Here is a 13,398-nt window from a genome sequence, read left to right as displayed (position 1 = left end):
CTCTTAAAAGTTCTAAATCTTTAGAAATCGAGGTCCTAACTGTCCAAAAGTGTCAATACGTTTTCCTTTGTCGAGCTAGTACCTCCAGGCGTATACCACCTTAGGCATGCTCGGTGCTTACTCTTGTTGTTTGAAAAAAGGTTTCAGGCTTTCTTCAAGTGCTTCCCACTGTGGAACCAATCTATTGAAATTGTCGTCTAAGACAGAAACCGTTTCAACCGGCTCTTTTATCTGGTCTTCACTCTCGAAATTTCCAACTGGCCGTCTTTCACCTCTCCGCCACCGAATCCGGATTGAGTCAAAATGCCCCGCACGTACTTCTTTCTCGGATTCATTTTGAACTCCCAGATCTCGAATCACGTGAACTAGGAGTTGAGCTTGATCCGGCAACCTCGCTGGCGCATAAATATATTTTGGCGCGAGCCACGCACCTCTCGTCTCTCCCAAGGAAAAATCCGCATGCGTTCTAGGTGACAGTCCCAATTCGTCCTTCCTATTGGGGAATTGACGAATGGGCTGACGATTGAAAAACATTGCCGCCTTTTCAGAGTTTGCGAGCTTCTCTGCCAATGGTGATCCGTCAATGCAGAACGGAAGTTCATCAATGTCAATAACACAACACGATGCTGCACTGGCAGCGAACGCTCTCCTTGCGTGCTCCCATGAGATATGTTGCCCAAAATCGGAGTCCCACACGTTATTAGGGCCACCTGTAGCGCCGAAAGGAGTATCCCACTTCACCACCACATGATTTTGGATCCCCGGAATCCTTGCCAGAATCTGATCAATCTTCTCCGCCGTATAGCTCTCACTGCTATTGTCATAACAAACTACTGAATCTACGCCGTTAACCTGCGCATTGTAAAAAGCCCAATACGCAATCCATTCAAGGCGGTTATTCTTTTGTTGCGTCACTAACAAGTTCGAACCACGGAACAAACCGTCCCAGAGTTCATCAACTTCGACTTTCCATGACCCCAACGGCCCATCAATCTCTAGAAGCCCATTAGAAGCGTCTACTGGCACTGAGGCCCGAGACATTCTATTCAGATTCTCGAAAACGACGTCAGATGATACATCCAGCTTGTTCCACCTGAAGGTCGAACTCCTCAGCTCGGGTTCTAAATTCGCAAAAGGTGGACCAACCATCCATAAGCGTCCGTCCCTCACAAAAAGATCAGAAAAGACGGTGTCAAAATCGAACATTTCGAGGTAGTTCTCTTGACGATCTTGTGGCTTCCTCGGCGGAACACGTCTAAAGTTAGAGTCTTCAGAGAGCGAAACACGATTTGGGTAGTAAAGCAAAATATTCCTTAAGCTCGGTGTTTTCTAATCAGCCCGGTCAAGCTACATCCATAAATCAATTAGAAACCTTCTGCTCGGCTAATTCCCAAGCTCGACCCAATTCTTCATCGAAGCTATCAGAGAGCCACATAATCTTCTTATAATAAAGAGGGCCTGGTGCTGGGGTAAGTTCTCCGATTACAGTGCCGTTCTTCCCATGGAACATATCTACCCGCATGAACGGAGTATTCAAGGCCACCGTTGTCCTTACAGCTGCTTCGAGCAATGCTGCTGGATCATGGGGGATTACAGGCTCTCCCAGCTCAACATGCCGCCAATCGCTTTCAACATATCCCTCCGATGGTAGCGGGTTAAACTCACCATCAAAGAAGAAATGCTTATCCTTCGAGCCGTTACGATCGACTTGCTGAACCAACATCGGGGTGTCATAAAAGCAATAGACTTTGTAGTCGAATGGAACAGGCTTAGCTTCGTCGGGGCTTTGTACAAATTCTTCAGCCATTAACTTGTACTGCCCCTTGTAGTTGCATTTAGAATACGCGTTTTCCTGAACCTTGCGAATTCCATCTAGTCCGTATGTCGCAGAGTTTAGGGAATCGTAGTATTTGCCGGGCTCTTTACGTTCTAATAGCTGAACACCCCAATTAGAATGCATCACTGTTGGTTTAAGGACGAACCGCGATGGAAGATCCTCTAGTGTTTCAAGTTGGGATGGCTCATCCCAGTACCGAAATACCTCCGGCATCGGAATCCCATGTTCCTCGGCAAAATTGTGGAGTTTTGCCTTGTCGTTAACCCACCACGGTACGTTCTTCTCTGTATGCTTTAGACGCTGTTCGACTTTCTCAACCCAAGTTACCATTCTGCTCTTTTCTCCATTCTTCCTTTTATTGGTCTGCTAGTCTAGGCCAGTCATGAACTAATCCCACAATAGGTCTTAATCCTACGGCTGCTCCTATAGACTATCCACATTGCAAAGCCGCGAGCATGAGCCCGTTAACCACAGTTTGGGAATTTCCAAGCTTAACTACTGACCGCGCGGTCGAAACAGCTTCATCATATGCACGAGGGTCCGAAAGCCGTTCGAGCTGTGCTCCAACACTGATTGGTGAAAACCGAAAGACACCATGGTCTCCAAAGTTACTCCAAATACCCGCTCGCAGGTTCTTTCCGGTCTGAATGCCAACAGTTGCACGTGCACCAGTACCCAGGCAAAGGGAGCCAGAGGCAAGCGCTCGCATGCCCGCCATTCCTGCAGTGACGGTGAGAAATGCTTTATTCATCATCTGTGGGACGTCCTGTGGAAGGACCCAACCGTGCATGACATGTGAGACGTTTTTCAGCTCACGGGAGAGCATTCGATAGCGTCGATCGAAATATTCTCGAAGAGGGCCATCGCCACAAACATCAATCTGCCATTTAATGTCCGGGTACAATTCACTTAGAGCACGGACAGCTTCCTCTACCGAATCGATCTGTGGGGTCTTGTCTTTGGAAAGACGAGAAGCAGTCACGATATGGCCTACGCCATCCTTAAGCTTTTCATCGTGACTCAGAAGCGGTAAATCGAATACTTCATCTGGCGCTGCATTGGGAAGATTCGACACCTTCCACGGTGCTACTCGCCCAAACCTTTGGACGAAATGCACCAGCGAAGGGCTTGCAGCAACGAAAGCATCTACCTGGTCGGACCACTCGTACATGAAGTCATGGTATGCACCATGAATCATGACAACATGCTCCTCTTGTGCAATCTCGTTGGCTACGAGTCCGAATTGCCGTGCCGCCGGGGCATGGGAGAAAATCAGATCAAAATTCCCTTCCTCCCCTACTTGCTGCGCGACCTTTTTCCAGCCCTTTTTCCAGTTGACAACCTTAAATGAGGCGCCTGTTGCTTCCGCGCGCTCTTTGAACACAACGCCGCTGCCGACGAAAGTAACTTCATGGCCTTGCTTCACCAACGCAGAGGCTGCATCAACGGTCCACTCGTGAACGCCGCCCCACTCGGCGACAGTTCGAACCGGCATCAAAATCTTACGCTTGGACATCGTTTAGCATTCCTTCCAAGATCTCGCTGGTTACTACATTGAGCTGTATTCCGATTGCAGCGCAAAGCTCAGCTAGTTCTTTCTTGCTCTGTTCGCCTTCGCCAATGCTGTCCTCCACGACAATGGAAGAAGACCTCCAGTCGCCTGCTAGTAGCAGTCCCAGCGCAACATTGAACCTAAGTTCACTACTGTGCCGACTGTCCGCGAACACCGACTTATTGACTGCGAATTCGACCCGGTCTAGGGAAAAGAGCTTTCCAGTCCATTTTGCGCTGTCTCGAGTTTGAATAAGTACGTTTCGGCCTTTGCCTTCTGGTTGAGCAGGTGTTGCCTCACTACGGTAGTCCGCAAGGATCAGCTGTGTATGATCCTCTGGTTCTGCTTGCTTCAGGGGATTCACGTGGAGGTGCGGGGAATACTCGCCAAAGAGGCGTCGGAAAGTGCGATCAAGCTCGAGGGAAGCCTCGGGCGACGAAATAAATTGCCCGCTGTCAAGCGCTCCAAAAAGGAGGCTACCTGCTAGCAATGCATTCAACGGTTGCACGTTCAACAAAGTGATATCTGCACGAAGCTCCCGTGGAAAGCTCAAGACATCTGTAGCATCATCAGCTTCTTGACGAAGGCAGAATTTGCCGTTGAGTTGATTCTCGTAATCAAATTTCACCGCTACATACCTGCCAATCCGGAATCATCAATGGAAGCAGCCACCGCTTCCTGCTCACGTGCTGCTTGGAAAGACGGGAGGAATTCCTTTGGATCCTCATTCAGCAGAAGAATTTCCGCTTGATTAAATCGATCCGTAAATTCTCCGAGCGCTTGGACTGCTTCACGGGATGTTCCATAACCGACCAAATACATGGTCGTGCTAAAGCCGAATTCACCAGTGCCGATAACACGCCTCAACAGCTTCTGATTTTCAGCTTGCAGCTCGTCCTCAGAAATCCATGCTTCTTCATCGAGGTAAATAACCACATAGTGCAACTTATTGTCCATCTGCTTGGACTGCTTTGTTAAGTGGACGAGGCGCCCCAACGCGGCCTTGCGGACCCGAGCCGCTACTTCACGTTCCATCATCTCGAAATCTTCTGGGGAAATTAACCCTTCAACTTCATCTTCTTCAGACAGAACCATTGACGGCTTAACTACAAAATTCTTAACGCCTATTTCCCTCAGTTGAACCAAATCTCCCTGAGAGACATCTTCAAGCCTTGCCTCTTCGAAAAGAGCCTTTCCGGTTTGCAAATCTCGTCCAGTAAGAATCGTAGTGACTCGGTCTGGCATATCAGCGGCACGGGACTTAGTAACCGTGTTGCCGGTGAAGACAAGATCCCGTTTAACGAGGTGATCAGGAAGGTAACCGCCGAAATTGGCATGCAGGTTACCCGTGCCCGGGGTCGAGGGATACTTATTACCTTTACCCTGAGCCGCCATCTGTTCATATCCACGCCGAGAGGTTAGGAACCGATTGGCCAGTTTTGAAAGGGTATGACCGGCCTTCTGGTTATCCGTATCTTGTGCGGTGATTTGAAGATCGTGCACACGACGCAAATACATAAACTTCTGGACGTGAAGCCAGCGCACGCCAGAGTTCATTAAACGAGAAGCGAGCTCATGGTCTACCGATGAAGTCAGCCGCTCATCATAGCCGAATTGCTTAATCAGCCATGTTGGAACCGTCCACGTGCTGTGCCCCGGACCGGCACCATTAAAAGCAATCATCTTCTCGTTAAATCCGGTGCGGGTAAGAAATCCACGCAGTTCACCAGTAGCGTCGTCAAAATTTATCCAACTACCATACGTGGCATCTACCGTGTCGCTCAATGGAGCAATGCCATCTAACAACCTATCTGGGAGCATTAGATCGTCATCATCATGAACTGCCGTTAACAAGCAGTCGGAGTGCTGTGCCGCTGTATTCCTAGCGGCGGCAACCCCTAGGCTTTCTGCATGAGCGACGAACTTGATTCGAGGATCCCCCAGTTCCTCTACCAAATTCTTTACGTTGTTCTGGTCCTCGGAGCCATCATCGACAACCACGATTTCAAATTCTTGAAAGCTCTGGTACCGAACCGAATTGATGCTTTCTACCAGCATTTCCTGTCGGTCCTTGGTTGCAATCGCCACTGTAATGAGTGGCTCTCTAAGCTCCCTTGGTACTGACCATTCTTCGAGATTCCGGTAAAGAGTATGGTTTGCCAGCGCTATGCTTTTGGCCTGTGCTTCTGACGCTGTGTCTTCTCGGAGCTCATCCCGTGGCACGATCGTTGCAATGTCTTGAGCCGGCTTTTCAAAGTCAAAGCCACCCCGCTTTTGGCGAAGAAAGAAATCGAAGCCCAAGGCGTCACAGAACTGCTCATTTTCATCATAGCCACGCATTTCCAAGAAATGCTTCTTCTGTATGAGAAACGCCTGGCCTAGTCGCTCGCTAGAAAATGGAAGAGCCGAAGCGAGTTCTGGGCCAACTTGTTCGGAATTGCGATTCGCTACATAGCGGCTTATAGGTCTGATACCTCGCTCTCTACGAAGCTGATACCAAGTTGATTCTGAGCCAGTCGGTATCCTCAACCAAAATGGCTTTTCCAGGAAAAGAAGTGTTTCTTCTGCAGCCTCCGCGGCAATCAAGTTAAGGCGTTGGGCTACGTTATATTCCTCAACTGGTTGCCAAACCGTGAAAAACTCGTCCCGAAGTGCGAATAGCTCATCCAGTTCCTCTTCATTTTCTGCCAAGCCGGCTGCAGGAAGAGAAAGCTTACACTCTGTTATTTCCGGGATCCCGCGCAAATGCTCAATAAAAGGACGCCACGATTCCCTATCCGAGGGCAGTGAATTTAGTACTACCGATACGCTCATTAGTTCTTAATCCTTCTGGTCCAGGTCAATCCCAATTCATCATCCTTCACGGCCACAAACAGCGACTCCTGAATTTTTTGTGCCAGGTTCCTATCCTTTTTCTTCCAAGGAGAGACCTTCACGTATGCAGAAACCGCTGGAGTATTTAGGGTGATTGGCTTGATTATCGTGGACTGCGTACCCGCTTCATCCGGCTTCAAATAACGAAAGCTGCTCCCTAGTTTTGGAGACCAAGTCGCACTGACTTCTTCTGGGCTTAATATCTTTCCTTCAGCATCGAAGAAAGTAAAGGTAGCGACGAAATCTCGGTATTGATACTCAAAAGGTCCTGATAAAGCCAGCGAGAACTCCTTAAACTCGCTCGGGAAAATGACATTTGGCCGATTTTGCATAGGGAAAAGTATATCCTTTTAGAATGTAAGTCGCTGTCTAGGCAAGCATGGTAGAACTGCTAGAAAAGACTCTATCTTGGGTCTAACCACGCAGTTCTCGGAAATACGAAACGGTTTCAGTCAATCCCTGCTCAAGTTCATAGTTTGGCTTCCACCCTAACTCCGCGCAGGCCAAGCTCGAGTCCAATGATGACCTAGGTAAGTCACCTAGGCGAGCCGGAAGCATAGTGGGTTCAGCTTCTGCCCCAGATTCAGCAGCAATGAGTTTGTGCAAGGCTAAATCGGAAGTTTCACGCCCAGTGCCAATGTTGTACCGCGTTCCGTCAACACCTTGGTGTGCTGCAAGGATGAAGGCCCGGGCGACATCCTTTACATAGACGTAATCCCTAGTGTTATCTCCCCTACCAAACGCGAATGTTTCTGCACCTTCCAAGAGCTTTTGGGAAAAAATAGCTACAACTCCAGCCTCTCCATGCGGATCCTGCCTTGGCCCATACACATTTGCAGGTGCAATGAATGTTGTTTCTAGACCATAGAGATAGCTAAAGGACTTCAGATATAGCTCACCGGCTACTTTGGAGACCGCATAGGGGGACTTTGGAGCTACTGGAGTCTTTTCTGAAACTGGGAAGGAATCAGGCTCACCGTAGATAGCTCCTCCCGACGAAGTGTGCACAATACGACGCACGCCGCAGTCTTTGGCGGCCGAGGCCATTCTAATTATGGCGGATATATTAGAATCTGCGTCCGCGAGAGGATCTTCAACCGACTTTCTCACATCAATTTGTGCTGCGAGAGAAAAGACAACTTCAGGCCTATGTTCTTCGAACAATTTAAAAAAGTCTGCCGTACGAATGTCATCTTCAACGACTACAACTTTTCCGGCCGCTTGCGCAGCGGCCAAGTTTTCCATGCGACCATGAGAAAAATTGTCTAATACAACAACCTCATGCCCGCTCTCTACAAGCAAATCCACGAGATGAGAGCCGATAAAACCCGCGCCGCCGGTCACCAGGGTCTTCATAACCTACTTCCTTTCCTTCACAGGCTACTTTACGGTAACAGCCATGGATACACTTACGCGCGGTACTCTCTACAGGACTTTGACTACACCGCCGTTTTGAATTAAGCATCCAAATCTTCCAAATGCTTTGAACTCCCGAAGGGAAGGCCCTTCCCACGGTGGCTCTAATCAACGCGCGTATATCTTATAGTCAAGTTGCTTACACTGCTTTCCCTCTCCGGAATCAAATTCCGATATGATTCGAATGTTCCATTCCCCAACGTTGAATTTTCCGGTTAACGCAAAATCTCCAGAGTCCGAGTTGAGTTCCGCACGCGCCATTTCTCGGTAGATTCCACTCTTTCCAGTCACGTGAAGAGAGACGGTTGCTCCTTTGTTCGTCAGGCCGGTAAATTTGATGCGCCCCGCCTTCACCTTGGCTTTGTGCATGGGCTGATACACATAAAGAAACGGGACAGCAGGATCAAAAATGGAAGAATTGGTCTTCACGATCTCCCGCTTCAGCTGCTTCATTGAAGCTTTAAGCTGTTCCATCTTCCACAGCTCGCCCTGAGCTCGGCGCCAAGTCAGGCCGATAGTTGCGGGCATGGAGGCTTGAAGATCCACCCACTCTCGCAGAGCTTCGAGGTCAATCCCAAACCGTTCCACATCTGCTGCAGAAATCTTTCTCCATGCATCAATGCCGCCCACTCGCTTCTCATACGAACCATCAGCCTGTTTGTGATAGGTGTACAGAAACTGAGGGCTTCCAACATCCGATGCAACTGACCTATATCCAAGGCGCTTTGCTACCGAGAGCCACTTGACATGATTCTGGAACATGACCTTGTCAAGCTCGGTCAATTTCCCGTAAAAGACTGTATTGCACGGATGAGATGCATAGGTCAGATTACCTACTTCTTGGTCGGGAGCATTGAGTGCAAATCCCTTAGCCATGGAAACTACGGCAGGCTGATCAGGCTCCTTCGCAATCTCATCAAAAACATTATCGAAGAAATCGGAAGCGATAGCATCATCGTCATCGATTCGTAGTACAGCTACCCTCTTCGACGGGGGTACTGCGGCTTTCGCAGCATTCATGATTGCATCTCTGGTTTGAGTATTGCTTTCCACGAAAACGAATCGGACAAAGTCCTGAGCCGCGTCCGAGACGATCGAATGCAACTCCTCATAAACTTGGGTAGGGATTGCACTATCGAGAACGATATACCAAGTGAAATTCTGCCCTTTAAAGCGAGATAAACTTGGTACCGTGATCGCTTTCAATAGCCTCAGACGAGCCGACCACCATTTCTTATCAAAAACACCGATTCCGCACCGTGTTACAGCAACTATTGGAGTTTCCCGTACAGACAAACTTTCCTCCACAAGGTGATGAGGTCGCGAGCATAAACGAAATGGCTTAAAAGCAAGGCGGGCAAAGCTGAAACAGCCCGACTCCGCAATAAGGTTTTAGTTTACTTCAGTCTTCCGTAGCCGTCACTCTGATATGTTGAACCTGTAACTTTCACCTCGGTTAACCGTTTCAACGGCTAAGGGCACCTGTTTATGAATCAAACTCCATTCACTAACGACGATGTCGCGAAACGAGCTCTCGAAGTCATCAATTCACTCTCGACTGAGCTGTCGGCATCTTACAAAGACTTGGCCGCGGAAGCCGACCGCAGCGGCAAACTCCTCGACACGATCGAGAAACAGCAGAAAGAGATTTCATTCCTCAAACAACGCGTTGAAACGCTGGAGAGTACAAAGGCGCTAAAGCTTCAACGCCGTTACTGGAAGCTAAAAGAAGGACTCCCCTTTGGGAAGGGAAAGAATGCGTAAAGAAGAGATTCAAGCTGAGCACAAGCGCCTGCGCAAGGTAAAGAAAAAGGCTAATGCCGGCCAGGTTCGTGCCGCGAGCTTTGGCAAGTCTAGCCAAACCCCGATGTTTCGCAATTACCTGACGGGTGAAGGCCCGTTGGTCAAACCGATCATTAAACGCAACGACTACCTTCGTGAATTTGCAAAATTCGAAAAAAATAACGCTTCCGCCATGCAGAAGCTACTTGCGGAAGCAGAAAAGTTACCAAAAGCTACCGCACAAAATTGGAACACCAAGCGAGAAGCAAAGATCGGAATCATCGCCGATCGCTTTCTTTATGAATCACTTGAAGTAGCTGCTGATTTCAGCCCGATCACCCCCGAAAACTATCGCCAAGCCATTCCTCAGACTGACGTCCTCTTAGTCGTATCTGCTTGGCGCGGACTGAATGAAGAGTGGGTAAATCTACCGCGCAAGACCTCCGGAAAGCGCGAGCTCTTAGAAAAGACAATCATCCCGTTCGCGAAGGATCAAGGAATACCTGTGGTCTTCTATTCCAAAGAAGACCCACCGAACTATGAGTCTTTTGTAAGCATAGCCCGACTTGCAGATCACGTTTTCACCTCTGCCGAAGAGGTTATTCCTAAGTACAGGAAAGATATTCCAGATGGTATTCCTGTTGAGCCATTGCGGTTCGGAGTAAATTACAAAATCCACAACCCGCTAGGCTCCATGCGCCATTTGGGACGTGAGATGGTTTTCGCCGGATCATGGATGAGCCACAAGTACCCTTCTCGTGCCGAAAGTACTGAGAAGATGTTTGACGGAGCACTTTGCGCAGGACTGCCTTTGTATGTTGTCGACAGGAACTTGGATCTTGATCCAAACTCTTTTAAGAATTTGGAAAAGTACATGTTCCCCGACCGCTTTGTAGCTAATCTTCACCGCCCGCTACCCCACGATCAGCTGCTCCGTCTGCAGAAGCTTCTTCCTCTGGCATTTAATCTAAATTCTGTTATGGGTAGCCAGACGATGTTCGCTAACCGCGTCGTTGAACTTCTCGCAATGGGAACACTGCTGATTTCAAACTACAGCGCGGGCGTTAATACGCGGTATCCCTCAGTGGCGATCATGGATACCGAGCTAGACACGCAACAGTTCCTCGAGACCCTGAGCGACGACTACCTCAGGTACTGCCAGGTCGAAGGAATCCGTGAAGTTTTCCTTCACGACACCGCCTTCGACAGGGTTGACAAGATCTTAAATTCCGTCGGCATTAGCACCCCCGCGGACGACCACCGGATTCTCGTTGTTGCAAACAGTCAAGCCGAATTCGAGCAGTTCCAAGAGTCACAAGCATCTGATTTTGAGTGCACTTACGTTCCTTCACGCGAGGCCTCGAAAATTAAGGGATCCGAATACGGTGACCTAGTTATCTTCGCCAATCGCCTCGAGACTTTCGGCCCCGACATCATCAATGATGCCGTGGCCGCATATCGCTATTCAGCACCGGATGCACTCTATATCACGGCTTTCGATTCCGAAGTTGAAGCTTACGAGCCTACGACCCACAACAATGGCATCTCAGAACCAGCTACGGCTTACTGGATCAGTGCCGGAGAAACGGTAAACGATGCCACTGTAGAGACGTCAATGACCATCAAGTCAAGTTTCACCAGCAGCAATGAAGCAGAGGAGATCTCCCAGCAGGCTGAGCTTTCCGTAATTGTTCCCGCCTACAATAACGGCAAGCACTTAATCCATAAATGTTGCCAATCCATTTTCCGGAGCAGCATTAACAAGCTAACGAAGGTAATTATTGTCGACGACGGCTCTACGGACCCCAAAACACAGGCCGCTTTGAGCCTTTTGGAAAAGACGAAGCCCAATGTTGAGGTTTTCAGGTTCCCCCCTGGAGGCTCAGGTAGCGCCTCGCGTCCTCGTAACAAAGGACTTGAGCTAACCCAAACTTCGTATGTGACGTATCTCGATCCAGACAACGAACAGGTTAATGACACCTATATTAGGTTGCTGGACCGAGTGAAAGACACCGGTGCCGACTTCGCTATTGGAAACATGGTCCGCTTTAAAGGAAAGCGTAACCGCATCAATAATTCCAAAGAGCTCAAAAAGGCAATGGCGAAGAGCGCTGCACTAGACGGGAAAAACGGCGATCTACTTGAGAAGCTCGGCTTCAAACCCATGAGTATCCAGGCCCTTGTAGCCGATACTGCTTGGTTGAAGTCTCTCAATCTGGAACAGCCAGTGGGCGCAGTTGGGCAGGATTCTTACTTTTTCCAACAAATGCTGTACTACGCAAGAGAGGTTGCAATCACCAGTCGTGCAGCACATATCTACTACGCCGAAATTTCCACCTCTACGGTCAATGCAATTTCGCCGAAGTATTACCGGAAATACCTCCCTCTAGAAAAGGATAGGGCTAAATGGTTAGAGGAGGTTGGCCTGCTTCGTGCGTACCAGGAGGACCGCTTCACCCAGTTCCTTGAGCATTGGTATGTAAAGAAACTGGAAAACGTTGATAGCGATGACCTCGATGAATGCATTGAGCTCATCGAGGAGATTAATAATATCTACGGATTGTCAGAGAACTCGAACCCTGAAGTCCGACGAATCATGGACAAAGCCCGCGCGCTGAAAAAGTAAGTAAACCGATCTGGCTGTGCCATCCATACCGTGTCCGTGACGCAGCCAGATCTACTAATGCAGCACTCCCAACTCGATGAACCAGACTTTTCAACGAACATTTTCTACAAAGCCGAGCCACACCTTCCGGTCCGTTTCGGACTTCTTGTCTAATTGGAACTTCGCCAAAGACACCGGGGATATCCAAGTGGAAATGGAAGAAGGAATTCCACTTCGAGTCCATTGGGATTATAGGGAAGCCTCGCAAACTCTGGTTCGCTTTTTGCCGGCGCCAGCGGGCTATTTCAGGCTTCCTGGCCGGCAGGAAGATTCCATTTTTTCGAGTCTTGAGTGCAACGTTCTGCTTTTATCGGACCCTAACCTTTTAGCAGATGCCGGCCTCAGCCATACCTGGTTTGAATCCACAGAATTTTGCCCGAGCCTTGAATCAAACATCAACTCAATTCTGAGCCGAATTGGGAACGAGAGCGAACTGCTCATTTTTGGTGAGCTCTCCAGTGGTTTCGCCGCGATTAAATACGGAGCGGCCAACAATGCTCGCATCATAGCCATAGAACCCAGTCTTACGCGCCACCACCTCCGAGGCTGGGACGACTATGTAGAATCACTCGGTCCTAAAGAGTCAGACTTAGACTGTGCCGCGACACTAGTTCCAGAAAGCTACTCACAGCGCTTGTGGATTTTTACAAACCGCAGTGATTTTGAGTACGAGAAGGTGATGCTGACTCCGTTTTTGGAAACTGCCCCGTTGAGTGTTGATCTGAAGCAAGTGTCCTTCGCGGTTCAGCCCTCAGACAAGCTACTTACCAACAAATCACTGGAAAGAATTGCTGATGAGATAGTCTCAAAAGACCGGCAAAGCTTCTCCTCAGAAAGCCGACTTCACATTGAACTCTCCAGCTCCAGAGTGAAACCATCTTTTGAGCGGGCCCGGTTGCCTAGACGAAAAATGGAAAACCTTATTGATGAAAATTTTTCTTTCACCAACCAGCCGAAATCTTGTCACATAAAACTGCACTCGACCACGGCTCTGAATCGCAAAGATCTTGTGCTTCTTTTCGATTTCCACTCAGCTGGCAAACAACTCGCACCCAATGATGTTTCACTTAGTTGGTCACCGAGCTTAGGCTCCTTCTTCCACTACGTAGAAACCCTCGCTCCCGACCAAACCACCACGGTTTCAGAGTTTAACCTTCCACCGTCGGTAACCGGTTTTCGTCTACGCTTGGCAAGGTGGGATATATCGGACGACCAGGAAACTGAAATTGATCTAGAAGCTGGTTTCGGATTTCAGACCACATCCTCTTAGGA

The 13,398-nt window shown here is 48.9% G+C and carries 11 protein-coding genes; 3 read left to right on the top strand and 8 right to left on the bottom strand.

The features are described from left to right. Positions 1 to 117: 117 nt before the first annotated feature. From QKD99_RS06475 to QKD99_RS06440, 8 genes are all read right to left on the bottom strand, one after another. Positions 118 to 1,026 (bottom strand): hypothetical protein, encoded by a 909-nt coding sequence (locus QKD99_RS06475; RefSeq protein WP_347951030.1) that lies wholly within the window; start codon positions 1,024 to 1,026, stop codon positions 118 to 120. Between the two features lie 334 nt (positions 1,027 to 1,360). Next, positions 1,361 to 2,167, bottom strand: coding sequence for an ATP-grasp fold amidoligase family protein (locus QKD99_RS06470; RefSeq protein ID WP_347951029.1), 807 nt, complete (start codon positions 2,165 to 2,167; stop codon positions 1,361 to 1,363). Between the two features lie 100 nt (positions 2,168 to 2,267). Continuing rightward, positions 2,268 to 3,353 carry a glycosyltransferase gene (locus QKD99_RS06465; RefSeq protein WP_347951028.1) on the bottom strand — a complete coding sequence of 362 codons (1,086 nt, stop codon included), beginning with the start codon at positions 3,351 to 3,353 and terminating at the stop codon, positions 2,268 to 2,270. Further along, entirely contained in the window at positions 3,340 to 4,017 is a 678-nt protein-coding gene (locus tag QKD99_RS06460) for a hypothetical protein (protein WP_347951027.1), read from the bottom strand. The genes QKD99_RS06465 and QKD99_RS06460 overlap by 14 nt, the downstream gene beginning before the upstream one ends. Before the next feature lie 2 nt (positions 4,018 to 4,019). Beyond that, positions 4,020 to 6,203, bottom strand: a complete 2,184-nt coding sequence (locus QKD99_RS06455; protein WP_347951026.1) for a glycosyltransferase family 2 protein — start codon at positions 6,201 to 6,203, stop codon at positions 4,020 to 4,022. Further along, entirely contained in the window at positions 6,203 to 6,595 is a 393-nt protein-coding gene (locus tag QKD99_RS06450; protein ID WP_347951025.1) for a hypothetical protein, read from the bottom strand. The genes QKD99_RS06455 and QKD99_RS06450 overlap by 1 nt, the downstream gene beginning before the upstream one ends. 82 nt (positions 6,596 to 6,677) lie before the next feature. Then, complete coding sequence (locus tag QKD99_RS06445; protein ID WP_347951024.1) at positions 6,678 to 7,619, bottom strand: NAD-dependent epimerase/dehydratase family protein; 942 nt, start codon at positions 7,617 to 7,619, stop codon at positions 6,678 to 6,680. 168 nt (positions 7,620 to 7,787) lie between these two features. Further along, positions 7,788 to 8,987 (bottom strand): glycosyltransferase, encoded by a 1,200-nt coding sequence (locus QKD99_RS06440; protein ID WP_347951023.1) that lies wholly within the window; start codon positions 8,985 to 8,987, stop codon positions 7,788 to 7,790. Positions 8,988 to 9,167: 180 nt separating this feature from the next. Between QKD99_RS06440 and QKD99_RS06435 the strand changes: the two genes are divergently transcribed. The 3 genes from QKD99_RS06435 (at position 9,168) to QKD99_RS06425 (ending at position 13,396) form a co-directional block, all read left to right on the top strand. After that, the gene (locus tag QKD99_RS06435; protein WP_347951022.1) at positions 9,168 to 9,443 is read left to right on the top strand and encodes a hypothetical protein; all 276 of its coding nucleotides are present in this window, start codon (positions 9,168 to 9,170) and stop codon (positions 9,441 to 9,443) included. Beyond that, on the top strand, positions 9,436 to 12,087 hold the full coding sequence (locus QKD99_RS06430) for a glycosyltransferase family 2 protein (RefSeq protein ID WP_347951021.1): 2,652 nt from the start codon (positions 9,436 to 9,438) through the stop codon (positions 12,085 to 12,087). The genes QKD99_RS06435 and QKD99_RS06430 overlap by 8 nt, the downstream gene beginning before the upstream one ends. Before the next feature lie 76 nt (positions 12,088 to 12,163). Further along, entirely contained in the window at positions 12,164 to 13,396 is a 1,233-nt protein-coding gene (locus tag QKD99_RS06425) for a hypothetical protein (protein WP_347951020.1), read from the top strand. The last annotated feature ends 2 nt before the right edge of the window (positions 13,397 to 13,398 follow it).

Source organism: Corynebacterium sp. c3Ub_189 (assembly GCF_039907195.1).
GTDB lineage: Bacteria > Actinomycetota > Actinomycetes > Mycobacteriales > Mycobacteriaceae > Corynebacterium.
This window is presented reverse-complemented; position numbering and strand designations above follow the sequence as displayed.